This window comes from Amycolatopsis sp. NPDC003731, from assembly GCF_053586895.1.
This window is the reverse complement of the sequence record NZ_JBSFNC010000009.1, coordinates 74,600-100,401: the sequence shown is the minus strand read 5'-3', so window position 1 is coordinate 100,401 and position 25,802 is coordinate 74,600. Positions and strand designations below refer to the sequence as shown.

The window sequence follows — 25,802 nt, the reverse complement described above, 5'->3', positions numbered from 1 at the left end:
TAGCGCTAAGGCACCGGAGCCTCCAAGGCGGCCAGGTACCCCGCCACCAGCGCGTGGGCGACCTGGGTGACGGCTTGGTCACGCGGCAGGAAGCGCTCGTCGTGCAGGCTCGGCACGCCCGCCGTGTCGCCGAGGCCGACGAACAGCATCAGCCCGCGGGTGCCGCCGCCGCAGTAGTGGGCGAAGTCGTCGGCGCCGAACGAGCGGAACCCCTCGTCGACGACGAAGCCCGCGTGCCGCAGCCACCGCTGCGCGCCCGAGGCCAGTGCCGCGTCGTTGTCCAGGACCGGCTCGCAGGGGCTGATCTCCAGCTCGGCCGTGCAGCCGTGGGCCCGCGCGGTGCCGTGGACGATCTCCGCCAGCGTTTCCAGGGCCCGTTCGCGGTCCTTCGTGCGCATCAGGCGCAGCGAGCCGAACGCGCTCGCGCTGTTGGGAACGACGTTGGCCGCCGCGCCGCCCTGGATGCGGCCGATCGAGCAGACCGCGCCGAACACCGGGTCGATCCGGCGGGACGCGACCTGCTGCAGGCTCACCACCAGCTGGGACAGCGCCAGGATCGGGTCGCGCAGCAGGTGCGGGTAGCCGGCGTGGCCGCCCTGGCCGTGCATCGTCACCTCGAACTCGTCGGTGGAGGCGTTGACCGGCCCCGGCACCGCCGAGACGACGCCGTGCGCGATCCGCGGCTGGACGTGCGCGCCGATCACCGCGTCGACGCCGTGCTCGGCCAGCACCCCGGACTCGACGACGTCGAGCGCGCCCGGCGGCGACGTCTCCTCCCGCGGCTGCAGCAGCGCCAGGATCGGCCTCGGCACGCCGACGCGCTGCGCGGCCCGGCCGACGGCGACCAGCGCGGCGAGGTGGACGTCGTGACCGCACGCGTGCATGAACTCGTTCCCGGACGCCCACGGCACGCCGGTGCCCTCCAGCACCGGCAGGGCGTCGAGCTCGGCCCGCAGCGCCACGGCCGGGCCGGCCCCGCCGGGCAGCGGGATGGCGCGCCCGGTCTTGGCGATCCGAGTGCCGTCGCCCGCGCCGAGCGCGCCGGCGACCAGGCGGGCGGTGTCCTCCTCGTCACCGGAGCCGCGCGGGTCGGCGTGCACGGCGTGCCGGAGCTCGACGGCGGCGGGCAGTTCGTCGGCGATCGCCTGCGTCCACCGGGTCCACAGATCACTCACACGTGCTCCAAGCGGTAGATCCTCTTCGCGTTCTCGTGTCCCACCAAAGCACACAGCCGGACGGCGTCCTTTTCGGACATCGCGTCCGCGGCCAGCGCGGCACGCAGGAAGTCCGACAGGCCCTGCCGGAACAGGGCCGTGCCCAGGTGGTACAGCTCGGCCAGGCCGAAAGCGTCGGTGGAGAAGAGCACCTTCCCGAACGGCGCGAGCTCCAGGAGCTCGGCCAGCACGGCCGGCGCCCGGAAGCCCGCGTTGTGCGTGATGAGCCCGGCGTCGACGAACACGTGCTCGAAGACCTGCGCCAGATACGCCGCGTGGCGGTGGAACGGGTAGTTGTGCAGCAACAGGATGGGCACACCGCGGCCACGGGTCGCCCGCAGCAGCCCGGTGAGCAGCAGCGGGTCGCACCGGTGCAGGTCGACGTCGGAGTCGCCGTAGCCGACGTGGAACTGCACCGGCAGGCCCAGGTCGAGGCCGGTGAACACGAGGTGGCGGTGCAGCACCTCGTCGGCCAGCCGCCCGCCGCCCGCGGCGAGCCACCGCCCGGCGGCGGCCTCGACCTCCGCCGGCGACGGCCGCTCCCCGGCCAGCTCCAGGCCGACGCGGTAGGCCGCGATCGACTTGAGCCCGACGGCCGTGGCCGCGCGTTTCCCCAGCTCGTCGGCGAAGGCCCCGGCGAACCCGGCTGCCGTGGCTCCCCCGATCACCGCCTCCGCCACCTGTTCCAGCCGGACGACGTCGTGCGCGCGGGTGCCCGCGAGCTCGGCGAACTGCGGCGTGGTGGTCAGCGCGTCCGGCAGGAAGCCGCCGTCCAGCAGGAAGGCGGTCGTCCCGGTGGCCCGCAGGAACCGCCGGGCCACCTCGGCCGCGCCCAGTTCGGCGCGGCGTTCGAGGTAGACCTCGGCCGGGGCGTGCTCGGGCAGGTCGAGCACGGGCGCGCAGCGGGCGCGCACGGCCAGCCCGATCAGCGAGTCGAACAGGCTCGTCCCCAGCGGTGACGGCGCGTCGGCCTCGGTCAGCATCGCTTCGAAGTCCGCGCGGGTCACGTCCCGGGTGACGACGCCGTGGCAGTGGTGGTCCACCAGCGGCAGATCCGCGACGAACGGGAGCAAACTCGTCATGCGCCTCCGTCCGCGTTCGTCAGCCTCTCCCCCACCCTACGAGCGAACCGCGGCGCGGACAGGACGGCGATCACCGCGAGCACCAGCACCGCCGCGGCCACCACCGGGAACCACCGCGCCGGGCCTTCGGTGGGGTACGGCACGACGTTGACGTACACGGTGTACCCGAGCACGGCGAGCGCGCCGATCGGGAAGACGAGGTGCCACCCCGGCACGCGCATCCGGCGCTTCACGAACAGCAGCAGGATCGCGCCGATCGTCGTGAGCAGGTAGATGACCAGCAGGATGAGGGTCCCGATCGAGCCCGACCAGGCGAACGTGTCCGACGCCGTCGCGCCGAAGAAGACTGCGCACACCACGATGATCAGCGCCGCCGCGGCGGTCACGACGCTCACCGCGGCCACCGGGGTACCGCGCGAGGACGTCCGGCCGAGGCCGCCACCGGCGTCGCGGCCCAGGGCGTAGAGCAGCCGCGAACCGCCGACGACGCAGGCGAGGCAGCAGCCGAACGCGCTGATCGCGGCACCGACGCTGATGACGTCGCCGACCCAGGCGCCCGCGTACCGGCTGCCGAGGTCGCCGAGCAGGGACGGCGAGTCGTGGAACGCGCTCGCGTCGCTGCCGAACGCCATCATCTCCACGGCCGTCACCACCACGAAGTAGAGGCCGCCGAAGAGGGCCGTGCCGAGGATCGCGCGCGGGATGTTGCGCTTCGGGTCGTGGGTTTCCTCGCCGAGCGTCGCGGCGGCTTCGAACCCGGCGAACGACAGGAAGCCGAAGACCGCGCCGAGGAACACCCCGGACAGCCCGGTTTCCGGGACGAAGACCTCCATCGTGAACCGGGCGCCGCCGGGGGCGTTCCCGGCGACGAGCCGGACCCCGATCACCACGGTGACCAGCAGGATCACCGCGATCGTCGCGCCTTCGACGGCGAGCAGGGTGCTCGTGCCGCGGCGCGCGGGCACCACGGACAGCAGCCAGGCGCCGATCAACGCCACGGCGGTCAGCACGAACGGGCCCCAGGACGGCGGCTCCGGCCAGATCCCGGTCTGCGTCAGGAAAGCCGTGCCCAGCGTGCCCGCCGCCGAGCTGGTGACGACGGCGTAGAACGTGTACGTCCCGAGCAGCCCGATGCCCGAGACGACCCCCGCGCGCGGGCCGAGGGTCGCGCCGACGAAGGCGTACACCGACCCGGCGTGCTGGTAGTGCCGGCAGAGCTTGACGAAGCCGTACGCGACCAGCAGGACGCCGACCGCGGAGAGCAGGAAGGCGAGCGGCACCGCCCGGCCGGCGGCCGCGGCGGTCTGCTGGGGGTTGATGTTGGCGGCCATGCTCGGGGCCATCAGCGCCACGGACAGGCCGACGGCCTGCCAGACGGAGAGGGATCGGCGTAGCCCTGGACGGGTTTCGACGGTGTCTGACACGATCTCCACCTCACTCGCAAGCCATTGACTCAGCGCAAGCAACCGACCCAGTGAACATCGACGGGGGCAGGATGAGCCAGCTCGATCGGGCAGAACTCGCGCAACAGGGCGCACTCCGGGCCGACGGCCTGCGCGCCGCCGGCGTGGAGCTCGTCGCGCTGACCTTCGTGGACAACAGCGGCATCGCGCGGGTGAAGGCGGTCCCGGTGGACCGGCTGTGGTCGGCGGCGGCGTGGGGCGTCGGCGCGTCGAACTCGTTCGACTTCTTCCTGGCCACCGACGACATCGTGGGCGGCGAGTACTCGCGCGGCCCGGTCGGCGACCTGCGGCTGCACCCGGACCTCGACGCGCTCGTGCCGCTGGCCGCGCAGCCCGGCTGGGCGTGGGCGCCGGCCTGGCGCTACGACCAGGAAGGCGAGCCGCACCCGCAGGACGCGCGGGCGCTGGCGGCGGCCGCGACGGCCCGGCTCGCGGAGCTGGGCTACAACGTGCGGACGGCGTTCGAGATCGAGTGGGTGGTCACGGCGGCCGACGCGCCGGACGATCCGCGCTCGGCCACCGCCGGCCCGGCCTACGGCTACGCGCGGCTGTCTTCGCAGGCGCGCTACCTGCGGACGCTGGTGTCGACGCTGGCCGCCCAGGGGGTCGCGGTGGAACAGATCCACCCCGAGTACGCGGCCGGGCAGTTCGAGGTGTCGGTGGCGGCGGGCGACCCGGTGCGCGCGGCGGACGTCGCCGTGCTGACGCGCGAGACGATCCGGACGGTCAGCGAGCACCACGGGCTGCGGGCGTCGTTCACGCCGAAGTTCGCCCCGGACGGCGTCGGCAACGGCGGCCACGTCCACCTGAGCCTATGGGACGGCGACCGCAACCTGTGCGCCGGCGGCGACCGGCGGTTCGGGCTCACCGAGACGGCGGAGGCGTTCGGCGCCGGGATCCTGGCCCGGCTGCCGGCGCTGCTGGCGATCGGCGCGCCTTCGGTGGTCAGCTACCTGCGGCTCGAGCCGCACCACTGGGCCGGGGTGTTCCACGCGTGGGGCCTGGAGAACCGCGAGGCGCCGCTGCGGCTGGTCCAGGGCCCGGCCGGGCAGCGCGACCGGGCGGCGAACTTCGAGGTCAAGTGCTTCGACCTGACGGCGAACCCGTACCTGCTGGTGGCGGCCCTGATCTTCGCCGGCCTGGCCGGGGTTTCGGAGGAGGCGACGCTGCCGGACCCGGTCGACGTCGACCCGGGAACGCTCCCCTCGGCGTCGCGGCTGCCGGCGTCGCTGACCGAAGCGGTGACGGCGTTCGAGGCGGACTCGGCCCTGACATCGGCGTTCGGCCCCGAGCTGGCGACGACGTTGATGGACGTCCGCCGCGGCGAGCTCGACCGGCTGGGTGCGTTGCCGCCGGACGAGCTGTGCGCCGTGATGCGGTACCTACATTAGGGCTTTCGCGACCTCGCTCCGGAGCTGCGGGAGCTTCGCGTAGAGCCGGTCACCCGGGCATTCGGTGTTGTAGTAGTCGCGGTGGCCCTTGATCTCTTCGACGGGGATGCCGTACTGGCGGCAGATGTAGGCGCAGAAGACGACGAGCGATGCCCACTGCGGCTGCGGTGGTTCGACGCTGGTGTAGAGGCCTTCGTTTTCGATGCCGATGGCGTTGGTGTTCTGCCCGGGGCAGTGCGCGCCCTGGATCATGGTGCTCCGGCCGCGCAGCGCGTCGAGGCTGCCGTGCCGCCCTTCGAGCCGGTACCCGCCGCGGCTGACGGTGAAGTGCTGGCCGGTGTCGGACCAGTGGTTGTTGTCGATGTGGTCGTGCTGGTCGTCGCGCGCGACCTGGAAGGCGTGGGCGAGCGAGTAGTCGGTGCTGTTGGCGCTGGCGATGTGGTGGATGAGGATCCGGTTCGCGGGGTGGTCGAGCGTGGTGAGCGCATCGGCGGGCGGGCGGGCACCCCACTCGGCACAGCTGTAGATCCGCGGCTCAGTGGCGGCTTGGGCGGCTCGGGGGAGGACCAGGCCGGCGGCCCCGGCGACGGCGAGCCCGGCGGCACCGCGGAGGAAGCTGCGCCGCGGGAGGTGTGCGATGTCCATGGCGCGGACTTTGCCGCGGAGGTGTACAGCTTTCGTACAAAGGCGGGTCAGGCGAGGCGGATTGTGGCGGTGAAGGGGCGAGTGAGGGCGAGATCCGTTTTGTCGCTCTTGGCGATGGGTTCGTACTCGCCGCCGTGGAGCTCGAACAGGGTCGCCGCGATGGGGTCGCCGGGTTCGACCAGGAGGTAGTACGGGATCAGGGCTTCGGCGTAGATGGCCCGCTTGAGGACCCTGTCCTGGATTTTGGTCGACGGTGAGACGATCTCCGCGGCCAGCAGGACATCGCTCGCTGCGTAGGCGACGGTGTCGACGCCGGGGCAGTTGAGAATCACCAGATCGGGGATCAGCAGCCGTTGTGGTCCGATCCGCACGTTCACGCCGGGGAGCAGCTCGGTGTCGTCCGGCAAGGCAGGCGCCAAGGCGGCTTGGACCTTCCCCAGAAGCCGCTGGTGCTCCAGGTCTGGCCACGGGCTCACGACGAGTGCTCCGTCAACGAGTTCGATCCGCTGCGCCAGGGTTTGCGCCTCGGGCAGAGCGAGGACTTCGTCGACGGTCCAGCCACCCGGTCGTGGCGGCAGGAAAAGCGCGTTCTGGATCAGCACACGAGGAGTATGCAGACCACCACCGACAGGTCTGATCGAGCGATGGGTGTCACACGGGTGCGACAGCGCGCCGGCTCACGCGGTCGCGACCGCCCGGCGCACACCCTCCGCCAGCTCCGCCGACAACGCACGCACGCCGTCAGCGCCCTCGGCCGCCGCCGTGACCAGGGCGGAACCCACGATCACCGCGTCCGCGAACGAAGCCACCTCGGCCGCCTGGTCGCCCGAGCGGACACCCAGACCCACGCCGATCGGCAACGACGTGTGCGCCCTCGTGCGGCGGACCAGCTCTTCCGCTCCCGCGCCGACCTGGTCGCGGGCGCCGGTCACGCCCATCACCGCGGTCGCGTAGATGAACCCCGACGACGCGGCCGCCGTCAACGCCAGGCGCTCCTCCGACGACGACGGCGCCACCAGGAACGTGCGGTCCAGGCCGTGCTCCTTCGAAGCCGTCATCCAGGCGCCGGCCTCGTCCGGGATCAGGTCCGGCGTGATCAAGCCCAGGCCGCCCGCCGAGGCCAGGTCGCGGGCGAACCGGTCCACGCCGTAGCGGTTCACCGGGTTCCAGTACGTCATCACGACCGCGCGGCCGCCGCGGGCGGACACCGATTCGACCACCTCGAACACGTGCTTGAGGCGGAAGCCGTTGTCCAGCGCCGTCACCGAGGCCGCCTGGATCGTCGGGCCGTCCATCACCGGGTCCGAATACGGGACGCCGACCTCGATCAGGTCCGCGCCGCCGTCGACGCAGGCCGCGATCAGGTCCTTCGAGCCGGCCACCGTCGGGAAGCCCGCCGGGAGGTAGCCGACCAGTGCGGCGCGGCCCTCGGCGCGCGTCGAGGCGAAGAGGTCGTCCAGCCCGCTCATTCGTTCACCAGTCCGAACCACTTGGCCGCCGTGTCCATGTCCTTGTCGCCGCGGCCGGAGAGGTTCACCACGATGAGACCCGAAGGGCCCAGCTCGCGGCCCAGTTCCAGCGCGCCGGCCAGCGCGTGCGCCGACTCGATCGCCGGGATGATGCCCTCGGTGCGGGACAGCAGCTTGAACGCGTCCATCGCCTCGGCGTCGGTCACCGGGCGGTACTCGGCGCGGCCGGTGTCCTTCAGCCACGCGTGTTCCGGGCCGACGCCCGGGTAGTCGAGCCCGGCCGAGATCGAGTGCGACTCGACCGTCTGGCCGTCCTCGTCCTGCAGCAGGTACGTCATCGCGCCGTGCAGGTTGCCCGGCGTCCCCTTCGTGAGCGTCGCGCCGTGGCGGTTGCCCTCGATGCCCTCGCCACCCGGCTCGAGGCCGACCAGCCGCACCGACGGGTCGTCGTAGAAGCCCGAGAAGATGCCGATCGCGTTCGACCCGCCGCCGACGCAGGCCGCGACGACGTCGGGCAGGCGCCCGGCCTGCTCGAGGATCTGCGCGCGGGCCTCTTCGCCGATGACGTGGTGGAAGTTGCGCACCATGGTCGGGAACGGCGCCGGGCCGGCCGCCGTGCCGAACAGGTAGTGCGTGCTGTCGGCGTTGGTGACCCAGTCGCGCAGCGCCTCGTTGATCGCGTCCTTCAGCGTCCGCGACCCGGTCTTGACCGGGATCACCTCGGCGCCCAGCAGCCGCATGCGGGCCACGTTCAGCGCCTGGCGCTCGGTGTCGACCTCGCCCATGTAGACGACGCAGTCGAGGTCGAGCAGCGCGCACGCGGTGGCCGTCGCGACGCCGTGCTGGCCCGCGCCGGTCTCGGCGATGACCCGCTTCTTGCCCATCCGCTTGGTGAGCAACGCCTGGCCCAACACGTTGTTGATCTTGTGGGAGCCGGTGTGGTTCAGGTCCTCGCGCTTGAGGAACACGCGCGCGCCGCCGGCGTGCTCGCCGAAGCGCTTGGCCTCGGTGAGCAGCGACGGACGTCCGGCGTACTCGCGCAGCAGGCGGTTGAACTCGTTCAGGAACTCGGGGTCGTGGCGGGCCTTCTCGTACTCGGTGGCGACCTCGTCGACGACGCCGATCAGCGCCTCCGGCATGAACCGCCCGCCGTACGGGCCGTAGTAGCCGCGCTCGTCCGGGTCGTGCTTGCCGTGTTCCGTCACCGCGACGGCCTCGGGCAGGCGGGGTGGGACCCGGCGGTGACCAGCTTGACCAGCGCACCCTTCGGGTCGCCGGACGCGACGAGCCCCTCGCCGACCAGCACCGCGTCGGCGCCGTGGCCGGCGTAGGACATCAGGTCGCCCGGGCCGCGCACGCCGGATTCGGCGACCTTGTAGACGTCCATCGGCAGGCCGGGGGCCAGGCGCGAGAAGACGTCGCGGTCCACCTCGAGGGTGTGCAGGTTGCGCGCGTTGACGCCGATGACCTTGGCGCCCGCCTCGAGGGCCCGGTCGGCCTCCTCGGCGTTGTGGATCTCCACCAGCGCGGTCATGCCGAGCGATTCGACGCGGTCGAGCAGGGCGACGAGCGCGTTCTGCTCCAGCGCGGCGACGATCAGCAGCACCATGTCGGCGCCGTGCAGGCGGGCCTCGTGCACCTGGTACGGGCTGACGATGAAGTCTTTGCGCAGGATGGGGATGTCCACCGCGGCGCGGACCGCGTCCAGGTCGGCCAGCGAACCGCCGAAGCGGCGCTGCTCGGTGAGCACGCTGATCACGCGCGCCCCGCCGGCTTCGTAGTCCTTCGCCAGCGCGGCCGGGTCGGGGATGTCGGCCAGCTCGCCCTTCGAAGGGCTGCGCCGCTTGACTTCGGCGATGACGCCGATGCCGGACTCGCGCAGGGCGGCCATCACGTCGCGCGGCGCCGGGGCGGCGGCCGCGCGGAGCTTCAGCTCGTCGAACGGCAGCGCGGATTCCCGCACGGCGAGGTCTTCCCGCACGCCGGCGACAATGTCTTCGAGCACGCTCACCGGGCGCCCCCACCAGGGCGCGTGCTCACGGATTCACTCGCAAGGTCGCTCACAAAAACCTTCCCCTTCCCGCCGAAACGATGCTAACCCCCGCATCCGCGACGCCCGGTTCCGGGTGTGCGCGTTACTCCGAATGCCTCCCTCGGACGTCGGTCGGATCTTCCCCTTCGGACAGGGCCTCCCACAGCTCCGCGTCGGGGTCACGGACCTTTTTCCGGGTGGCCGGAGCTGCGTACTTCGCCCCGAGCCGGGTGGCCCGGGACGCGCCCTTGACGGCTGCCAACCCGCCGGTGGCGACGAGAATTCCCCCGAGCACGGCCAGGCCGCGGCCCACCAGCATCTGGGTGACCGGCAGGCCGTCGGCGTAGCCGGAGAAGCGGACCCCGGCGACGCCGAGCCAGACCGCCGCCACGCCGGCCAGCGCCAGCACGACGCCGAGCACGCGCCGCGCCCAGCCGCCGGTGGCCACCAGCCCGGCCACGCCGGCCAGGGCCAGCAGCGCCAGCGGCACGAGCGCGGCGGCCTGCTGCTCGCCGGTCTCGCGGTAGAGCACCGTGCCCCGCACGCCGCCGTCGCGGAACTCGGCGAACCACGTCAGCCGTGACGCACCCCACAACGCGGCCGCGCCCAGCAGCAGCGCGGTCACCATCATCCACAGTGGACGCTTCGAGGCGGCCGGGTCCGGGCCCGGCGCGTCAGACACGGGCGGCGTCCGCGGCCGGGTCGAGGGCGCCCGCCGGCACCATCGTCTGCGCCGCGGCCACCGCCGACAGCACGGTCCGGGCCTTGTTCAGCGACTCGGTGTCCTCGTAGTCCGGCACCGAGTCGGCGACCACCCCGCCGCCCGCCTGGACGTGCGCGATGCCGTCCTTGACCAGCGCGGTGCGGATCGCGATCGCGGTGTCGGCGTCGCCGGCGAAGTCGAGGTAGCCGACGACCCCGCCGTAGAGCGCGCGGCGGACCGGTTCGAGCTCCTCGATCAGCTCCATCGCGCGGACCTTCGGCGCGCCGGACAGCGTCCCGGCCGGGAAGCACGCCGTGACCGCGTCGAACGCCGTCTTGCCCTCGGCCAGCTCGCCGGTGACGGTGGACACGATGTGCATGACGTGGCTGTAGCGCTCGATCTGGAAGAAGTCGACCACGCGCACGGTGCCCGGCTTGCAGACCTTGCCGAGGTCGTTGCGGCCGAGGTCGACGAGCATCAGGTGCTCGGCGCGCTCCTTTTCGTCGGCCAGGAGGTCCTTGGCCAGCTGCGCGTCCTCTTCTGGGTCGACACCACGCCAGCGGGTGCCCGCGATCGGGTGCGTGGTCGCGCGGCCGTCCCGCACGGTGACCAAGGATTCGGGGCTGGAGCCGACGATGTCGAAGCCTTCGAGCCGCAGCAGGTACATGTACGGGCTCGGGTTGGACGTCCGCAGCACGCGGTAGATGTCGAGCGCGTCGGCCGCGGTCGGGATCTCGAACCGTTGCGACGGCACGATCTGGAACGCTTCGCCGGCCTTGATCGCTTCGACGGCCTTCTCGACGGCCGCGTGGAAGTCTTCCTTGGACCGCTTCCGCACGAAGTCCGGCGCGGGCCGGTCGAACGCGGCGACGGTGGCGGGCGCGGCCACCTGCAGCTGCTCGGTCATCGCGGAGAGGCGGGCGACGGCGTCGTCGTAGGCCGCGTCCACGCGCTCGGGCGAGTCGTCCCAGTTGACGGCGTTCGCGATGAGCGTGACCGTGCCCTCGTGGTGGTCGAACGCGGCCAGGTCGGTGGCCAGGAGCATGGTCAGCTCGGGCACGTCGAGGTCGCGCTCGGCCAGCTCGGGCAGCTTTTCCAGCCAGCGCACGGCGTCGTAGCCGATGTAGCCGACCATGCCGCCGGTCAGCGGGGGCAGCCCGGGCAGCGGCTCGGTGTGCAGGGCCTCGATGGTCTCGCGCAGGACCTCCAGGGGGTTGCCCTCGCTGGGCAGGCCGACCGGCGGGGTGCCGGTCCAGACCGCTTCGCCGTCGCGGACGGTGAGCGCGGCCGGGCTGCGGACGCCGATGAACGACCAGCGGGTCCAGGACGCACCGTTCTCGGCGGACTCGAAGAGGAACGTGCCGGGCCGGTCGGCGGCGAGCTTGCGGTACACCCCGATCGGCGTCTCGCCGTCGGCGAGGACCCGGCGCACGACCGGGATCACGCGGCGGCTCTCGGCGAGGACGCGGAAGTCTTCGCGGGACGGGCTGACCGTGCCGGGACCGGCCGGACCGGCGGATGCGCTGACCATGGACCTCATTGTGCCGGTCCCTCGGCACCCGGCTTCTCCGGGTGTCGAATTCAACGTTCATTGAATTCCGCGGATCCGTACGTCATGATGGGTTCGTGAGCACCACGGACCACCCCGAGACTACTGCCCGCCGCCGCGGGCGCCGCCCGGCCGGCCAGGACACCCGCACGGCGCTGGTCGACGCCGCGCGGTCGGTGTTCGCCGAAAACGGCTACGACGGTGCGACCGTGCGGGCGATCGCCACCCGCGCCGGCGTCGACGCGGCCATGGTCAACCACTGGTTCGGCAGCAAGGAGGGCCTGTTCGCCCAGGCGGTCCTCGAGCTGCCGTTCGACCCCCTGGAGCTGCAGAAGGCGCTGCGCAACGGCCCCGCCGACGAACTGGGCGAACGGATCGTCCGCACGTTCATCACCCGCTGGGACAGCGCGGGCGGCGGCCAGTTCGTGGCGCTCATCCGCAGCATCACCGGCCACGAGCAGGCCGGCCACGTGCTGCGCGACTTCTTCCAGCGGTTCTTCAGCGGGCTGATCACCTCGATCGGCTCGGACCGCAACGCGCTGCGGATGAACCTGTGCGCGACCCAGATGGTGGGCCTGGGCATGGTCCGGTACGTGGCGAAGTTCGAGCCGCTCACCACCGAAGACGTCGAGGTGCTGGTGCGGGCGATCGCGCCGAACCTGCAGCGGTACCTGACCGGCGAGATCGGCTGACCCCGCGGCCGGAATCGCGCCGAAGCCGCGAGAAAAGCCACCAGTCAACCGGCTTGTGAGTGTGGTGGGTAGCGGTTCCGGTCTGGGCCGTTGCCAGGATCAGCAACAACGAAACGGGCTTCGCAGACACACTGAGCTGGATCGTCGACCACGCGCCAGGACCGCGTGTGGTGATCGCGCTGGAGGGCACCCGCGGTTATGGCATCGGCCTGACCCGGGCGCTGCAGGCCGCCGCACCGAACTGCGCCGTCCGACCGGATCGATCCGGCGCATCCGCGACGAACTCACCGACAACAAGACGCAGCTCTCCGCCCTGGCCCCGCACTCCTGAGCTCCGTCGGTGTCCCACCCTGGACGTTGCGGCGACCGAGCTCTCGACAACGCCTTTCATGCCATCATGCTCACTCGACGGCGCGTCTGCCCCCGGACCCAGCACTACATCGACAAACGACGCAGCCAAGGCACCAACGATCGTGAATCAGCGTCACCCGAATGCCGGACGAATTGCGGCCGATCGCCATTCGTGGACACCATTCGCACAATCGTGGAATTGAGCGATTCGTAGTATCGCCGCATGAAGCCAACGTCTTCGGGACCCGCCGCGAGAACACTTGCCGCTTCGCTGCGCGAAGAACGCGAAGCGCGCAAAATCGGCCTGCGGGCTCTCGCCGACAAACTGGGCATCCTCCCCCAGTTGCTGTCCGTGTGGGAAAAGGGACAGCGCCTGCCGAGCGTCGAAGACGTGTCGGCGATCCTGGCGCTGCTCGGCGTCACCGGGGAAAAGCGCGACCGGATCCGGGCGCTCGCCCGCCACGCCCGCGAACCCAACTGGCTCGCCTCGGGCAACACCGATCTCCCCTTCGCGCTCACCACGAGACTGGACCTGGAACGGACCGCGAACGCCATCACCTCGTGGTCGCCGTTGATCGTTCCCGGGCTGCTGCAGACCCCGGACTACATCCGGGCCATCGTGGACAGTTCCGCGGTCCCGATCGAACAGGCCGACCGGCAACTGCGGGTCCGGCTCGCCCGGCAGGGAATTCTCACCCGCCGCGAACCCATCCGGTTCACCGCTTTGCTCGGCGAACGTTCCCTGCAGGAGGACTTCGGCATTCCCGGGGTCATGTCCGACCAGATCGACCACCTCGAGGCGATGGCACAGCGCCGGAACATCAGCCTGCGCATCGTCCCCGCCGGAATCGGTTACCACCCCGGCCTGATCGGCCCGTTCGAAATCTACGAGTTCCCCGGCTCGCCGCCGATCGCCTCCGTCGAACACGTCTGCTCGACGGCTTTCCTGCACGAGGACGCGCAGATTTCCGGGCACCAGCAGGTGGCCAGGCTGCTCGCCAAGGCCGCGCTGAGCGAGGAGGCGTCCCTGGCGCTGCTCCGGGACGCCGCCCGGTGACCGGACGGCTACCGCGCGAGCAGCAGCGCGATGAGCGCCAGCGCGCCGGGCACCACCTGGACGAACAGGATCCGCTTGCTGGCCGTCGCGGCGCCGTAGAGGCCCGCGACGATCACGCAGACGATGCCGTACAGCTTGAGCTGGAACCCGGTCGGGTCGCTCGCGATGAGACCCCACACCAGCGCGAGCGCCAGGAAGCCGTTGTACAGCCCCTGGTTCGCCGCGAGCGTCTTCGTCTCCTCCGCGAACTCCTTCGTGGTGCCGAAACCGGCGCGGGCGCGCGGCGAGGTCCAGAGGAACATCTCCAGGACGACGATGTAGAGGTGGATCAGGGCGACGAGCCCGACCAGGATGTCGGCGACGATGGTCACGCGTGCTCTTTCTCATCCGCCAGGAGGAGGCGTTCCTCGGTGTCGAAGCAGGTGTGCGTGCCGGTGTGACAAGCCGGGCCGGTCTGGTCGACGCGCAGCAGCACCGTATCGCCGTCGCAGTCGATCCGCACCTCGCGAACGTGCTGGTAGTGCCCGGACGTCTCGCCCTTGACCCACAGCTTCTGCCGGCTGCGCGACCAGTACGTCCCGCGGCGGGTGGCCAGCGTCGCCGCGAGGGCGTCGTCGTTCATCCAGGCCATCATCAGCACGTCCGAAGTGGCGTGTTCGACGACGACCGCGGCGATCAGGCCGTCGGTGTTGCGCTTGAGGCGCGCCGAGACGGCCGCGTCCAGGGTCATGCGGTGGCTCCCAGGATGTGCCGCTTGAGCGGCATCGAGTTCAGCAGGACGAACGCGTAGCCGTAGCCGGCGAAGGAAAGGCCGGAGAACAGCTTGTTGAACCACAGCTCGGCGGCGAGCAGCAGGAACGCGTGCAGCAGCGCGAAGACGACGGTGACGACCAGGCCGCCGATCCGGGCGCTGCCCATCTTCAGCACGAGCCCGGTGGTCACCACGGCGCCGAGGAGCAGCGCAAGCGCGGGCATCCGGTAGATGGCCAGGCCCGCCCCGGCGCTCAGCACCGGGATCAGGTCGAGCAGCGCCCACGCGACCGGGAGCCCGACCAGCAGGCCGGCGGTCACCTTCACCTCGACGGGTGCCTGCCAGGACTTCACCGGACCTCGACCCCGCCTTCGCGCAGGGCGCCCTTGACGTCCCCGATCGTCAGCTGTCCGAAGTGGAACACGCTGGCGGCGAGCACGGCGTCGGCCCCGGTCCGCACCGCGGGCAGGAAGTGCTCGACGGCCCCCGCTCCCCCGCTGGCGATCACCGGGACGCGCACGGCCTTGCGCACCAGTTCGAGGAGTTCCAGGTCGAAGCCGTTCTTCGTGCCGTCGGCGTCCATGGAGTTGAGCAGGATCTCGCCGACGCCCAGCTCCTCGCCGCGGGCGGCCCACTCGACGGCGTCGATCCCGGTGCCGCGGCGGCCGCCGTGGGTGGTGACCTCGAAGCCGGAGGCGGTCGGCTCGCCGCCCTCGGGCACGCGGCGGGCGTCGACGGACAGCACGATGCACTGGGCACCGAACCTCCGCGACGCCTCGCTGAGGAACTCCGGCCGCGCGATGGCGGCGGTGTTGATGCTCACCTTGTCGGCGCCGGTCCGCAGCAGCCGGTTGACGTCGTCGTTGCTGCGGACGCCGCCGCCGACGGTGAGCGGGATGAAGACCTGCTCGGCGGTCCGGCGGACGACGTCGTAGGTGGTCTCGCGGTCGCCGGAGGAGGCCGTGACGTCGAGGAAGGTGAGCTCGTCGGCGCCTTCGGCGTCGTAGCGCCGGGCCAGCTCGACAGGGTCTCCGGCGTCACGGAGGCCGGCGAAGTTGACCCCCTTCACCACCCGGCCCGCGTCGACGTCGAGACAGGGGATCACCCGCACCGCGACAGACATGGCCACCAGCGTAGTCAAGGGGGTCGGACCGGCCGCGATCCGGCATCCGCCGTTCACGCCCCGGCCACCCGGTTCGTCTAGTTTCCGCGCGTGCGCAGACTCCTCCCGGTGGCCGTGGCCGCCGTCTCCCTCCTGACCGCCGTCCCCGCGTCGGCCGCTCCCCGCGACCCGGCGCCCGTCCTCCAGACCCAGGCCTTCGTCGACGACGCCGGCGCCACCCCGGCCGACGCCGACGCCGACGACCCGGCCATCTGGGTGCACCCGCGCGACCCCGAGCGCAGCGTCGTCCTCGGCACCCTCAAGGAGGGCGGCCTCGCCGCGTTCGACCTCGGCGCGCGGACGCTGCAGCTGGTCCCCGCCGGGCCGGGCGGGCGGTTCAACAACGTCGACGTCGTCGGGGACCTGGCCGTCGTCAGCGACCGGGGCCGGGACCGCATCCGCGTCTACCGGATCGACCCCGCGGGCGCGGGGGCCGGCGCGCACCTGCTGCGGGACGTCACCGACCCCGCCGCCGCGCCGGTGTTCTCCGCGTCGGAGTCCGAAGTGGACGAGCAGCGGACCGCCTACGGCCTGGCCGCGGGCCGGGACCCGCGCACCGGCCTCCGCTGGGTCGCGGTGACCCGGCGGCACGAGACGCGCGTGGCTCTGCTGCGGCTGGTCGACCGGCCGGGCGGCACCGTCGGCACCGAGCCGATCGACACCGTGGACCTGCCGGCGCGGTTCCGGCTGCCGGACGGCACCTCGTGGTCGCCGTGCGAGGAACCCGGCGAACGGCCGCAGCTGGAGGGCTCGGTGCTCGACGGGCGCGTGCTCTACACCGCCCAGGAGGACGTCGGGATCTGGCGGATCCCGCTGACGTCCGGGGGCTTCGGGCGGCCCGAGCTGATCGACCGCGTGCGCTCCTTCGGCGTCCCGCAGCGCTGGGACGCGGCGTCGGAGGAGTGCGTCCCGGACGGCGCCGACCCCGGGTACGGCGGCCGGTGGCTGACCGCCGACGCGGAGGGCCTCGCGGTGGCGAACGGCACGCTGTTCGCCTCCAGCCAGGGCGACTCGCGGTTCGTCGTCTACGACCGGCACGTCCGTGACCTGCGGATCGTCGCGGGCCGCGGCACGGACTCGGTCGAGCACTCCGACGGCTCGGCGATCAGCACCGCTTCCCTCGGCCGCCGCTTCCCGCACGGCCTCCTGGTGGTCCACGACGGCGAGCGCCGCCCGCCGGCCGGGGACCTCCCGACCACGGGTTTCGCGTTCGTCCGGCTGGAGGACGTCCTGCCCCGGTGAAAAAAGTTCCGTCCGCCGTGCAGCGGCACGGCCCCCTCGCGCGTCCACAGGAGGGACCGAAAGGACGCGTGTGACCTTCGAAGAGTTCGTGGCGGAGCGGCTGGACGGGCTGCTCCGCTACGCCACCGTCCTGACGAACGACCCGCACCTGGCGCAGGACGTCGTCCAGGACGTGCTCCTGCGCGCCCAGCAGCGGTGGGACGGCATCGCCGCGCCGCCGACCTACGTGCGGCGGATGATCACCAACGAGTACCTGTCCTGGCGGCGGCGGGCGGTGCGGCGGATGGTGTCGAGCAGCCACGACGTCCTCGACGACCTCGGCCCGCCCGAGCCCGACCCCGCGACCGCCTACGACGAGCGGGACGCCGTGCTCGGCCTGCTCGCCACGCTGCCCCGCAAGCAGCGCGCGGCCGTCGTGCTGCGGTACTACGAGAACTACTCCGACGCCGAGATCGCCGCGGTCCTGCGCTGCGGCGCGTCGACCGTGCGCAGCCAGATCTCGCGCGCCCTGACCACCCTGCGCCAAGCCGGGTTGAAGCACACCGCCGTCACCACCGGAGCCCCCGAATGACCCGCAGCGACCACGAGACCGAGACGCTGATCCGGGACAGCCTGGACCGCCTCGCCGCGCGCGCCCCGGACGGCCACGCGGTGCGCGACGCGCTCGCCCGCGCCGGGCGGAAGCGGCGGCCGGCGACCCGGCTGGCCCTGGTCGCCGCCGCCGTGGTCGTGGTGGTCGTCGGCGTCGTCTCCGGCACGCAGCTGCTGACCCGGCCGGACCCGGCGCCGGCCGCGAGCCGCCCGGTGCTCGGCTACGGCCCGGAGTGGCTGCCGGACGGCTTCACCGAGCAGTACCGCGAAGGCGGACCCGGGCTCACCCCGCAGGTCCGGCAGTGGACGGCCGGCTTCGCGAAGGTCACGCTGACGGCGTACCCCACCGCCGACCCCGAGTGGTCGCAGACGGCGCTGCGGATCGCGTCCATCAAGGACCAGGTCCTGGTGCACGGCCGGGTCGCCATGCTCACCGGCTCCCGCGGCACCGCGGAGCTCACCTGGCTGGCCGACGAGCAGCACGTGCTGGTCGTGCAGGTCTTCGGGCTCCCGGACGACGCCCGCGAGATCGCCCAGCGGGTCGCCGACTCGGTCGCCGCCGACCCGGTCGGCGTCCGCGGCGAGCTGCGGTTCGGCCCGCTGCCGGCGGGGCTGGCCGAACGTTCGACCGTGGTGAAGGGCACCGGTCCCGGTGACGCGGGTACCGAGCTGACCGCGGCCGACCCGGCCCGGCCGTCGGTCGCCGCGGTGCGGGCCGCCGCCGGCCGCGATGCGCCCGGCGTCCAGGGTGCGGAACCGGTGACCGTCCGCGGCGGCGAAGGCTTCTTCGTGCCGCCGGCGACCGGGCGGGACGCGACGGTCGCGGCGCGGCTGCCGTCGGGGCGCTGGCTGACGGTCTCGGGGGCGCGGCCGGAAGCCGAGCTGATCGCCGTCGCGAACGGCGTCCAGCTCGACCCGGCACCCGACTACCGCTGGCTCGGACGGGCTACCAGTTGATCATCGGGAACCAGATGATCCCGAGCCGGCCCAGCACGCGGACGTCCCAGTAGAGCAGCGTGAACGTGCCGCCGACGAGCAGGGCGACGCCGGTGACGGTGGCGATCCGCGCCGGTTTCGCGGCCAGCCAGCGCTGCACGCGCCCGCCGGTGGCGTAGGTCAGGATGAGGAACAGCACCGCCATGACGACGATGTTGCCGAGCGACTGCAACGCGAACGCGGCGGCGCCGTAGAGGACGTTGTGCTGCTCGGCGGCGTCGCGGAACATGATCCGGAAGAGCGGGTAGGGCCGTCCGATGAGGAATCCGCCGATGAGCGCGCCCATCAGCACGAGCGGCGCGGCGGGGTGGCGGCGGGTGAAGCCGGCGAAGGGGTTGCGGAGGATGCCGAGGGCGATCAGGCCCATCAGGAGGAAGACCAGGCCGACGACGCCGAAGGCGATCATCGATTGGATGCTGCGCGGGGAGAGCCCGGTGGTCTTCGCGGTGGAGAACTGCGGCATCCGCGTGCCGACGAGCGCGACGATGACGCCGTAGACGACGGACACGGTGAGCATGCCGGCGGAGATCCAGCCGAGCGGCTTGAGCGCGTTCCGCTTCCCGCCCGCCTGGTCGCCGACCAGCGGCGCGACGGCGCCGAACGCGGCGATGTTGCAGGCGGTGAAGGAACCCGCGAGGCCGGAGACGAAGGCGAAGAGCGTCCCGGCGAGGACGCCGCTGATCGGGGTGGCTTTCGCGTCGTGGCCGAGGATCCCGTTCGCGACGCTGTCCCCGATCACGGAGTCGACGAAGGGGGCCGACCAGATGGCGGTCAGCACGAACCCCGCCACGACCGCCGCGACGGCGATCGCGGCCCGGCGCGCGGGATACGGCCCGGCGCCGAAGAAGCCTGCCTGCGGGTGAACCGGTACTTGCTGTTTGACCGCCATCGATGCCCTCCAGGGTGCGGGAATCCAGCCCAGAAAGCGTTGCAGGCAGACGTGTTGAAACGCTTCGGCCAGGCGTGTGGCTTTCCGCGCCGAAAGGCCTATGCATTCTTCACACCGGTTACGGTGGGACATGACCTTCCCCGGCAGCGCCGCCTGGCGACACGAAGACGCTCGTACCGGCTTCGAAGTGACGCGCTTCCGCCCCCACGAAGGCGGCTGGCTGGCCGAAGGCGCGACGAGCGCGGTCGAGGACGGCGTCGCCTGGGCGGTGCGGTACACCCTCGTCGTCGATCCACAGTGGACACTGCGTTCCGCCCGGATCGCCGGACTCGGTGCGCGGGAGCTGGCGGTCGAAGCCGACGGCCGCGGGCACTGGCGGCTCGACGGCCGGCCCGCGCCGCACCTGGCCGGCTGCCTCGACCTCGACCTCGAGGCGTCCGCGATGACGAACACCTTCCCGGTGCACCGCCTCGCTCTGCCGCCCGGCGGGCGGGCCGAGGCACCCGCAGCCTACGTCCGCGCGGCCGACCTCGGCGTCGAGCGGCTGGAGCAGACCTACGAGCACTTGTCCCCCGGCCGCTACCACTACTCGGCGCCCGCGTTCGACTTCGCCTGCGTCCTCGAATACGACGACACGGGCCTGATCACCCGCTACCCGGGCATCGCCGTCCGTCATCCGGCTACGGTGGGCGCATGACCTCCGAGACCGACCGCCTCGCCGCCGAGCGCTACGTCGTCCTGACCACGTTCCGGCGCGACGGGCGGGCCGTGCCGACCCCGATCTGGGTGGCCGGCCGCGACGGCGAGCTGGTGCTGTGGTCGGTGCGCGAGGCCGGCAAGGTCAAGCGCATCCGCAACAGCGGCCGCGTCGAAGTCCAGGCCTGCGACGTCCGCGGGCGGAAGACGCACGGCGCGAAGGTCTCCGGCCAGGCCCGGCTGCTGGACGCCGCCGAGACCGAGCAGGTCCGGCGGGCGATCGCCCGCAAGTACGGCATCGTCGGGCGGGTCACGATGTTCTTCTCGAAGCTGCGCGGCCCGGAGGACCGGACGGTCGGCATCGCGGTCAAAGTGGACGGCTGAAGCTGCGGAAGCCGCGCCGCAGGTAGTTCGGCAGCGCGTTTGGGTGGTCGAGCGTCGAGGTGTGCAGCCAGACGCGCCGCGTCCCGGGCAGCGCCCACGCGTCGGCGACGACGAGGGTGAGCGCGCACCCGCCGAGTCCTTTCCCGACGAACTCCGGCAGCAGGCCGAACGTGGTGATCTCGACGTCGTTCCCGGGCTGCGGCTCGAAATCCGCGGCGCCGGCGAGTTCGCCGCGGTACTCGATGAGCCGGTATTCGCGGCGGGGTGCGGCGAGCCAGCGGTCCCACTCGGCGTCCCCGCGGGTGGCGCCCGGCCACCGGTACGGCGTCCCGATCCGGACGTGCAGCTCGCGGATCAGCGGCCCCGGCCCGGTGGTCCGCAGCGCGACCCCGTCGACGAGCGGAGCGGGGTTCAACTGGCCGGCGGCGGTCATTTCGAGCCGGGTGACGATCTCCTCCACCCGCGGCAACCTACGACGCACGGGGACCGCTGTCAGCCGCTTTTCGGCCTCAAGCGGCGGCGCGCAGGGCGGCCGCCGAGGCGGAATTACCCCGGAGGTAAGGCCGGCTGCCCGGCCAGCAGCCGCTCGACCAGCGCGGTGACCAGGTCGCGGCGCTCCCGCTCGGTGAACAGGTCCGGCAGCGTCAGCCGTTCCATGATCAGCCAGTTCAGCGCCAGCCACAGCAGGACCACCATCGTGCCGTCGCCGGGCAGGCCGGACTTCTCGTGGTACTCGACGTTGAAATCGACGTCCGCGCGGATGCGGCTGGTCAGCACTTCCCGCAGTTCCGGACGGCGCGCGGCTTCCAGCCGCAGTTCCAGCAGGGCCAGGAACCCGGTCGGGAACGCGGCCACGCGGTCGACCAGTTCGTGCATCAGCGCGGTGACGCGGGCGCGGTCACGCGGTCCCTCCAGGCCGCCCGCGATCACCGCGTCGTCCACCAGCCGCTCGTAGACCCGCTCCCCCGCGTGCTTGAGGATTTCGCCGCGGTTGGCGAAGTAGTTGGACGCCGTGCCGACCGGCACCTCGGCCTGCTGGTCGACCGCGCGGAAGGTGAGCCCGCGCGCGCCCTCGTTGGCCAGGACTTCGATCGCGGCGTCGAGCAGCGCCGCGCGCCGCTCGGGATTGCGTCGCACCATGACGTTGACACCACTCCAGACGTAGTACTACGGTCGCAATCACTTCACTTAAAGTACTACATGCGGAGTCCATCCACCATGCGCAAGCTCGTGCCCGCTCGACCCGGACATGGTGGCGCTGGCCGAAGGCATGAACAGCCCGTACCCGCCCCTGCGGCATTACGTCGTCTCGCGGTCGCTGACCGAGGCCGACCCGGCCGTCACGCTCGTGCCCGGCGATCCGCTGGACCTGGCGCGGCGGCTCAAGGCCGAGACGGCCTGGACATCTGGCTGTGCGGGAGATCGACGAACTGGTGGTCAAGTCCTACCCGGTGGTCGCGGGCGGCGGCGTGCCGATGTTCACCGGCGGCTTCGGCCCACGCGAGTTCACGCCCGCCGAGGTCCTGACCTTCGGCCACGGCGGCACGATCACCACCTACCGCGCCTAGACCTTCGCGACCGCGGCGAGCGCCTCGGGCAGCGTGAACGCGCCGGCGTAGAGCGCCTTTCCGACGATCGAGCCCTCGACACCGTCGGACGCCAGGCCCGCCAGCGCAACCAGGTCGGCCACGCTCGACACCCCGCCGGAGGCGATCACCGGCGCGTCGGTGCGGGCGACGACGTCACGCAGCAGGTCGAGGTTCGGGCCGCGCAGCGTGCCGTCCTTGCTGACGTCGGTGACGACGTAGCGGGACGCGCCGTCGCGGTCGAGTCGCTCCAGGACGTCCCACAGGTCGCCGCCGTCGGAGGTCCAGCCGCGGGCCGAGAGGCGGTGGCCGGCCTCGGTGATCCGCACGTCGAGGCCGATCGCGACGCGGTCGCCGTACTCGCCGATGACCCGGGAGGTCCACTCCGGGTCTTCGAGCGCGGCGGTGCCGAGGTTGACCCGCCGGGCCCCGGTGTCCAGGGCGGCCTTCAGCGACGCGTCGTCGCGGATGCCGCCGGACAGCTCGACCTTGACGTCGAGCGTGCCGACGACCTCGGCGAGCAGCTCGCGGTTGCTGCCCTTGCCGAAGGCGGCGTCGAGGTCGACCAGGTGGATCCACTCGGCGCCGTCGCGCTGCCAGGCCAGGGCGGCTTCTAGGGGGCTGCCATAGGAGGTCTCGGTGCCGGCCTCGCCCTGGACGAGTCGCACGGCCTGGCCATCGGCCACATCAACGGCGGGAAGCAGCGTGAAAGTCACGCGGGTAACTCTAGGGCGGCGACCCGGCTCACCCGGTCAGAGGGTCGCCAGCCAGTTGCGCAGCAGCTGCGCCCCGGCGTCGCCCGACTTCTCCGGGTGGAACTGGGTGGCCCACAGCGGCCCGTTCTCGACCGCGGCGACGAAGTCCTCGCCGTGGTGGGCCCAGGTGACCTTCGGCTCCTGGCCGGGCAGGCCGTCCAGTTCCCACCTGCGCGCGGCGTAGGAGTGCACGAAGTAGAACCGTTCGTCCGGGTCCAGCCCGGCGAACAGCTGCGAGTCCGCGGGCGCGCGCACGGTGTTCCACCCCATGTGCGGCAGGACGTCGGCGTGCAGCCGGTCGACGACCCCGGGCCACTCGCCGGTGCCTTCGGTCTCCTCGCCGTGCTCGACGCCGCGGGAGAAGAGGATCTGCATGCCGACGCAGATGCCGAGCACCGGCCGCCCGCCCGCCAGCCGCTTGCCGATGATCCGGTGCCCGTGCACGTCCAGCAGCCCCGCCATACAGGCGGAGTAGGCGCCGACGCCGGGAACGACCAGGCCGTCGGCTTCGACGGCGGCATGCGGGTCGGCGGTGACCTCGACGTCGGCCCCGGCGCGCGCCACAGCGCGTTCGGCGGAGCGGAGGTTGCCGGAACCGTAGTCGAGGATCACCACACGAGACACGCCACCCAGCGTAGCCGTCGCTCTCAGCGGCGCTCGAACGAATAGACGTCGGTCACGGTGTTGCAGGGCGACGGCGGCACGACCTCGACGCGCAGCACGCCGGCGTCGTAGTCGACGCCTTCCGGGGTGAAGGTCCCCGTGCAGGTGCTGACCAGCGGGACCTGGCCGATCTCGCGCACGTGCGCGGTGACGTCGCGGCCGGTCAGCGGCCGGGCGAGGTCGATCTGCAGGAGCTGCAGGTTGGTCGGGTACAGGTCGTTGTACGGGTCGCTCGTCGCGCAGATCAGGCGCGTCGCGCCGACGAAGTCACAGCCCTGGGCGTTGCGGAGGTGGTGGTCGAGGTGGATGCGGGCGGCGACCGGCAGGTCGCCTGCCTGCCGCGGGCCGCGCGGGTTGAGGAACGGCGTCGGGGAGACGTAGAGGCGGTCGATCTCGCCGAGCGGGCCGGAGACGAGCCACTGCCCGTCGGGGGTGGCCGCGACCTGGGCGTTCGCGTTCACGGCCGGCTCGTCGGACTGCAGCGGGTGGACGAACTCCGTCGTCGTCCCGTCGGGCTGGGTGACCAGGTACATCTTCGTCGTGGGCGTCGGGGTGCGGGTGTCCTGGTAGACGTCGAAGACGTGGCCGCGCAGCGAGTCGGGGTCGCCGACGTGGCCCCAGCCCTCGTCCTTGAGCGGCTGTGGGATGGTGGCGCCGTTGCGGTAGACGAGCTCGGGGGCGTGGCCGGGCCGCCGCAGCGTGGCGAGGCCTTCGCCGCTGATCCGGTTCTCGGCGGTGGTGTGGCCGACCTGCCGCCAGCCGCTTCCGTGCGCGGCGGCGACGCCGGCGCCGGCGAGCAGGGTGGCGGTGGTGAGGGCGAGCAGACTTGCCGTCCGCAGTGTGCGCATGTGCGCTCCTCGGGAGTGGAGGCCTTGGCGGCGGCGACGTCATCCTGCCACAGAGCGCACGCTCCTCGGAAAAATCTTGAAGACACCCGTTTGAGTGTCCCGCTCGCCGGGTATCACTTCACCCGATCGTGTGCGCTGAGCCGCCACGACCGGACGCCAGGGAGGCGAAGATGGCCGAGGACGATCTGCTGTCCCAGATGCTGCACGCCTGGCGCGACGACATCGAAAGCGTGCCGTTCCCGCAGTTCGGCGAGCTGCTGATCCCCCGCCAGCAGACCCGCCCGCGGTGCGTCCCGAGCACGTCTGCTGCCCGCGTGACGAACGCCACGCGGAGAACAGACGCCTGACTGTGGTTTCCTGCGGTGGCCGCATCGACGCGTCCCCCGGGAGCCCTCATGAGCCGCACCCCTGACCCGCACGATTTCCTCGACCTCGACGCCGGGCTCGCCGAGGAGGAACGGGCGATCCGCGACGCCGTCCGCGCGTACGCGAAGGACCAGCTGCTCGGCCACGTCGCCGACTGGTACGAAACCGGCGCGCTCCCCGCCGCGGAACTCGCGAAGGGCTTCGGCTCGCTCGGCCTGCTCGGCATGCACCTGGAGGGCTACGGCTGCGCCGGCACCAGCGCTGTCGCCTACGGCATCGCGTGCCGCGAGCTCGAGGCCGTCGACTCGGGGCTGCGCAGCTTCGTCTCGGTGCAGGGGTCGCTGGCGATGTACGCGATCCACAAGTGGGGCAGCGAAGAGCACCGGCAGGAGTGGCTGCCGCGGATGGCGACCGGCGAAGCGCTGGGCTGCTTCGGGCTGACCGAGCCGGACGCGGGCAGCGACCCGGGCTCGATGCGGACGCGGGCGGTGCGCGACGGCGACGACTGGGTGCTGTCCGGCACGAAGATGTGGATTACCAACGGAACCGTCGCCGACGTCGCGGTCGTCTGGGCCCAGACCGACGACGGCATCCGCGGCTTCGTCGTCCCGACCGCCACGCCGGGCTTCACCGCGAACGAGGTCAAGCACAAGCTGTCGCTGCGGGCGTCGCTGACCGCGGAACTGGTGCTCGACGGCGTCCGGCTGCCGGCGTCGGCGGCGTTCCCCGAGGTCCGCGGGTTGCGCGGGCCGCTGTCCTGCCTGAACGAAGCTCGTTACGGGATCCTCTTCGGGGTCGTCGGGGCGGCGCGCGCGTGTTACGAAGCCGCGCTGGAGTACACGCTGTCGCGGTCGCAGTTCGGGAAGCCACTGGCCGGGTTCCAGCTGACCCAGCGCAAGCTCGCCGACCTGGTCGTCGAGGTCAACCGCGCCGGGCTGGTGGCGCTGCAGATCGGCCGGCTGAAGGACGCCGGTTCGCTGCACCACAACCACGTCAGCTTCGGGAAGATGGCGAACGTCCGGTCGGCGCTGGACGTGGCCCGGACCGCGCGGTCGATGCTGGGCGCCAACGGGATTTCCCTGGAGTACCCGGTGATGCGGCACATGGCGAACCTCGAGACGGTGCTGACGTACGAGGGCACCGAGGAGATGCACGCGCTGTCACTCGGTCAGGCGGTCACGGGGCTCGCGGCGTTCCGCTGATCGGTTTTTGTCGGTGGTGCCCG

The 25,802-nt window shown here is 72.2% G+C and carries 31 protein-coding genes; 11 read left to right on the top strand and 20 right to left on the bottom strand.

The features are described 5' to 3' along the window. Nucleotides 1-5: 5 nt before the first annotated feature. The 3 genes from ACWDN5_RS06250 to ACWDN5_RS06240 are packed head-to-tail and all read right to left on the bottom strand — an operon-like array spanning nucleotide 6 to nucleotide 3,720. Nucleotides 6-1,175: a M20 metallopeptidase family protein gene (locus ACWDN5_RS06250; protein ID WP_310976485.1), complete on the bottom strand. Its 1,170-nt coding sequence runs from the start codon at nucleotides 1,173-1,175 to the stop codon at nucleotides 6-8. Beyond that, complete coding sequence (locus ACWDN5_RS06245; protein ID WP_449674924.1) at nucleotides 1,172-2,296, bottom strand: amidohydrolase family protein; 1,125 nt, start codon at nucleotides 2,294-2,296, stop codon at nucleotides 1,172-1,174. Before ACWDN5_RS06245 ends, ACWDN5_RS06250 begins: the two co-directional genes overlap by 4 nt. Then, nucleotides 2,293-3,720 (bottom strand): APC family permease, encoded by a 1,428-nt coding sequence (locus ACWDN5_RS06240; protein WP_449674922.1) that lies wholly within the window; start codon nucleotides 3,718-3,720, stop codon nucleotides 2,293-2,295. The genes ACWDN5_RS06245 and ACWDN5_RS06240 overlap by 4 nt, the downstream gene beginning before the upstream one ends. Before the next feature lie 71 nt (nucleotides 3,721-3,791). Between ACWDN5_RS06240 and ACWDN5_RS06235 the strand changes: the two genes are divergently transcribed. After that, nucleotides 3,792-5,150 carry a glutamine synthetase gene (locus ACWDN5_RS06235; protein WP_449674920.1) on the top strand — a complete coding sequence of 453 codons (1,359 nt, stop codon included), beginning with the start codon at nucleotides 3,792-3,794 and terminating at the stop codon, nucleotides 5,148-5,150. Here the strand turns inward: ACWDN5_RS06235 and ACWDN5_RS06230 are convergent. The 7 genes from ACWDN5_RS06230 to ACWDN5_RS06200 form a co-directional block, all read right to left on the bottom strand. Continuing rightward, a complete protein-coding gene (locus ACWDN5_RS06230) occupies nucleotides 5,142-5,795 on the bottom strand; it encodes a peptidoglycan recognition protein family protein (protein ID WP_449674917.1) in 654 nt (217 codons plus the stop codon). The genes ACWDN5_RS06235 and ACWDN5_RS06230 overlap by 9 nt on opposite strands. A 47-nt stretch (nucleotides 5,796-5,842) precedes the next feature. After that, complete coding sequence (locus tag ACWDN5_RS06225) at nucleotides 5,843-6,397, bottom strand: Uma2 family endonuclease (RefSeq protein WP_449674915.1); 555 nt, start codon at nucleotides 6,395-6,397, stop codon at nucleotides 5,843-5,845. A 75-nt stretch (nucleotides 6,398-6,472) separates the two neighbouring features. Further along, complete coding sequence (trpA, locus tag ACWDN5_RS06220) at nucleotides 6,473-7,264, bottom strand: tryptophan synthase subunit alpha (protein WP_310976493.1); 792 nt, start codon at nucleotides 7,262-7,264, stop codon at nucleotides 6,473-6,475. Beyond that, entirely contained in the window at nucleotides 7,261-8,487 is a 1,227-nt protein-coding gene (gene trpB, locus ACWDN5_RS06215; RefSeq protein WP_310976535.1) for a tryptophan synthase subunit beta, read from the bottom strand. Before trpB ends, trpA begins: the two co-directional genes overlap by 4 nt. After that, nucleotides 8,466-9,275, bottom strand: coding sequence for an indole-3-glycerol phosphate synthase TrpC (trpC, locus tag ACWDN5_RS06210; protein WP_310976495.1), 810 nt, complete (start codon nucleotides 9,273-9,275; stop codon nucleotides 8,466-8,468). The genes trpB and trpC overlap by 22 nt, the downstream gene beginning before the upstream one ends. 124 nt (nucleotides 9,276-9,399) lie before the next feature. After that, the gene (locus tag ACWDN5_RS06205; protein ID WP_310976536.1) at nucleotides 9,400-9,927 is read right to left on the bottom strand and encodes a Trp biosynthesis-associated membrane protein; all 528 of its coding nucleotides are present in this window, start codon (nucleotides 9,925-9,927) and stop codon (nucleotides 9,400-9,402) included. A 43-nt stretch (nucleotides 9,928-9,970) separates the two neighbouring features. Beyond that, nucleotides 9,971-11,530 (bottom strand): anthranilate synthase component I, encoded by a 1,560-nt coding sequence (locus ACWDN5_RS06200; protein WP_310976496.1) that lies wholly within the window; start codon nucleotides 11,528-11,530, stop codon nucleotides 9,971-9,973. Between the two features lie 95 nt (nucleotides 11,531-11,625). Between ACWDN5_RS06200 and ACWDN5_RS06195 the strand changes: the two genes are divergently transcribed. Together ACWDN5_RS06195 and ACWDN5_RS06190 are read left to right on the top strand one after the other, a co-directional pair. Continuing rightward, nucleotides 11,626-12,240 carry a TetR/AcrR family transcriptional regulator gene (locus ACWDN5_RS06195; protein WP_310976497.1) on the top strand — a complete coding sequence of 205 codons (615 nt, stop codon included), beginning with the start codon at nucleotides 11,626-11,628 and terminating at the stop codon, nucleotides 12,238-12,240. Nucleotides 12,241-12,814: 574 nt separating this feature from the next. Next, complete coding sequence (locus ACWDN5_RS06190) at nucleotides 12,815-13,648, top strand: helix-turn-helix domain-containing protein (RefSeq protein WP_310976498.1); 834 nt, start codon at nucleotides 12,815-12,817, stop codon at nucleotides 13,646-13,648. Between the two features lie 8 nt (nucleotides 13,649-13,656). Here the strand turns inward: ACWDN5_RS06190 and ACWDN5_RS06185 are convergent, their stop codons facing one another. From ACWDN5_RS06185 to hisF, 4 genes are read right to left on the bottom strand one after another with little or no spacing between them, the layout of a single operon-like run. Beyond that, entirely contained in the window at nucleotides 13,657-14,019 is a 363-nt protein-coding gene (locus ACWDN5_RS06185) for a DUF1304 domain-containing protein (RefSeq protein WP_310976500.1), read from the bottom strand. After that, complete coding sequence (gene hisI, locus ACWDN5_RS06180; protein ID WP_310976502.1) at nucleotides 14,016-14,378, bottom strand: phosphoribosyl-AMP cyclohydrolase; 363 nt, start codon at nucleotides 14,376-14,378, stop codon at nucleotides 14,016-14,018. Before hisI ends, ACWDN5_RS06185 begins: the two co-directional genes overlap by 4 nt. Continuing rightward, nucleotides 14,375-14,752: a hypothetical protein gene (locus ACWDN5_RS06175; protein WP_310976503.1), complete on the bottom strand. Its 378-nt coding sequence runs from the start codon at nucleotides 14,750-14,752 to the stop codon at nucleotides 14,375-14,377. The genes hisI and ACWDN5_RS06175 overlap by 4 nt, the downstream gene beginning before the upstream one ends. Beyond that, nucleotides 14,749-15,522 carry an imidazole glycerol phosphate synthase subunit HisF gene (gene hisF, locus ACWDN5_RS06170; RefSeq protein WP_310976505.1) on the bottom strand — a complete coding sequence of 258 codons (774 nt, stop codon included), beginning with the start codon at nucleotides 15,520-15,522 and terminating at the stop codon, nucleotides 14,749-14,751. The genes ACWDN5_RS06175 and hisF overlap by 4 nt, the downstream gene beginning before the upstream one ends. Before the next feature lie 108 nt (nucleotides 15,523-15,630). Between hisF and ACWDN5_RS06165 the strand changes: the two genes are divergently transcribed. The 3 genes from ACWDN5_RS06165 to ACWDN5_RS06155 all read left to right on the top strand — a co-directional run bounded on the left by ACWDN5_RS06165 (nucleotide 15,631) and on the right by ACWDN5_RS06155 (nucleotide 18,351). Next, nucleotides 15,631-16,803 (top strand): phytase, encoded by a 1,173-nt coding sequence (locus tag ACWDN5_RS06165; RefSeq protein WP_449674951.1) that lies wholly within the window; start codon nucleotides 15,631-15,633, stop codon nucleotides 16,801-16,803. Between the two features lie 70 nt (nucleotides 16,804-16,873). Continuing rightward, nucleotides 16,874-17,374 carry an RNA polymerase sigma factor gene (locus ACWDN5_RS06160; protein ID WP_310976507.1) on the top strand — a complete coding sequence of 167 codons (501 nt, stop codon included), beginning with the start codon at nucleotides 16,874-16,876 and terminating at the stop codon, nucleotides 17,372-17,374. After that, entirely contained in the window at nucleotides 17,371-18,351 is a 981-nt protein-coding gene (locus ACWDN5_RS06155) for a hypothetical protein (RefSeq protein ID WP_449674910.1), read from the top strand. Before ACWDN5_RS06160 ends, ACWDN5_RS06155 begins: the two co-directional genes overlap by 4 nt. Here ACWDN5_RS06155 and ACWDN5_RS06150 read toward each other — a convergent pair. After that, a complete protein-coding gene (locus ACWDN5_RS06150; protein ID WP_310976511.1) occupies nucleotides 18,341-19,279 on the bottom strand; it encodes a hypothetical protein in 939 nt (312 codons plus the stop codon). The genes ACWDN5_RS06155 and ACWDN5_RS06150 overlap by 11 nt on opposite strands. Nucleotides 19,280-19,409: 130 nt before the next feature. Here ACWDN5_RS06150 and ACWDN5_RS06145 point away from each other — a divergent pair, with 130 nt between their 5' ends. Together ACWDN5_RS06145 and ACWDN5_RS06140 are read left to right on the top strand one after the other, a co-directional pair. Beyond that, a complete protein-coding gene (locus tag ACWDN5_RS06145) occupies nucleotides 19,410-19,976 on the top strand; it encodes a putative glycolipid-binding domain-containing protein (RefSeq protein WP_449674908.1) in 567 nt (188 codons plus the stop codon). Beyond that, a complete protein-coding gene (locus ACWDN5_RS06140) occupies nucleotides 19,973-20,359 on the top strand; it encodes a PPOX class F420-dependent oxidoreductase (RefSeq protein WP_310976514.1) in 387 nt (128 codons plus the stop codon). Before ACWDN5_RS06145 ends, ACWDN5_RS06140 begins: the two co-directional genes overlap by 4 nt. On the opposite strand, the gene ACWDN5_RS06135 is transcribed toward ACWDN5_RS06140, so the two are convergent. Together ACWDN5_RS06135 and ACWDN5_RS06130 are read right to left on the bottom strand one after the other, a co-directional pair. Then, complete coding sequence (locus tag ACWDN5_RS06135) at nucleotides 20,343-20,819, bottom strand: GNAT family N-acetyltransferase (protein WP_449674906.1); 477 nt, start codon at nucleotides 20,817-20,819, stop codon at nucleotides 20,343-20,345. The genes ACWDN5_RS06140 and ACWDN5_RS06135 overlap by 17 nt on opposite strands. A gap of 86 nt (nucleotides 20,820-20,905) precedes the next feature. Further along, on the bottom strand, nucleotides 20,906-21,499 hold the full coding sequence (locus ACWDN5_RS06130; protein WP_449674904.1) for a TetR/AcrR family transcriptional regulator: 594 nt from the start codon (nucleotides 21,497-21,499) through the stop codon (nucleotides 20,906-20,908). A gap of 272 nt (nucleotides 21,500-21,771) precedes the next feature. On the opposite strand from ACWDN5_RS06130, the gene ACWDN5_RS06125 reads away from it, so the two are divergent. Continuing rightward, nucleotides 21,772-21,927, top strand: a complete 156-nt coding sequence (locus ACWDN5_RS06125; RefSeq protein WP_310976520.1) for a hypothetical protein — start codon at nucleotides 21,772-21,774, stop codon at nucleotides 21,925-21,927. Here ACWDN5_RS06125 and priA read toward each other — a convergent pair. The 3 genes from priA to ACWDN5_RS06110 are packed head-to-tail and all read right to left on the bottom strand — an operon-like array spanning nucleotide 21,924 to nucleotide 24,211. After that, nucleotides 21,924-22,661, bottom strand: a complete 738-nt coding sequence (priA, locus tag ACWDN5_RS06120) for a bifunctional 1-(5-phosphoribosyl)-5-((5-phosphoribosylamino)methylideneamino)imidazole-4-carboxamide isomerase/phosphoribosylanthranilate isomerase PriA (RefSeq protein ID WP_310977206.1) — start codon at nucleotides 22,659-22,661, stop codon at nucleotides 21,924-21,926. The genes ACWDN5_RS06125 and priA overlap by 4 nt on opposite strands. Nucleotides 22,662-22,697: 36 nt before the next feature. Beyond that, on the bottom strand, nucleotides 22,698-23,315 hold the full coding sequence (gene hisH / locus ACWDN5_RS06115; RefSeq protein WP_310977210.1) for an imidazole glycerol phosphate synthase subunit HisH: 618 nt from the start codon (nucleotides 23,313-23,315) through the stop codon (nucleotides 22,698-22,700). Between the two features lie 32 nt (nucleotides 23,316-23,347). Further along, nucleotides 23,348-24,211, bottom strand: a complete 864-nt coding sequence (locus ACWDN5_RS06110; protein ID WP_449674901.1) for a hypothetical protein — start codon at nucleotides 24,209-24,211, stop codon at nucleotides 23,348-23,350. A 170-nt stretch (nucleotides 24,212-24,381) separates the two neighbouring features. Here ACWDN5_RS06110 and ACWDN5_RS06105 point away from each other — a divergent pair, with 170 nt between their 5' ends. Together ACWDN5_RS06105 and ACWDN5_RS06100 are read left to right on the top strand one after the other, a co-directional pair. Beyond that, complete coding sequence (locus ACWDN5_RS06105) at nucleotides 24,382-24,558, top strand: hypothetical protein (RefSeq protein ID WP_310977204.1); 177 nt, start codon at nucleotides 24,382-24,384, stop codon at nucleotides 24,556-24,558. Nucleotides 24,559-24,606: 48 nt separating this feature from the next. Next, nucleotides 24,607-25,779, top strand: a complete 1,173-nt coding sequence (locus tag ACWDN5_RS06100) for an acyl-CoA dehydrogenase family protein (RefSeq protein WP_449674899.1) — start codon at nucleotides 24,607-24,609, stop codon at nucleotides 25,777-25,779. Nucleotides 25,780-25,802: the final 23 nt, after the last annotated feature.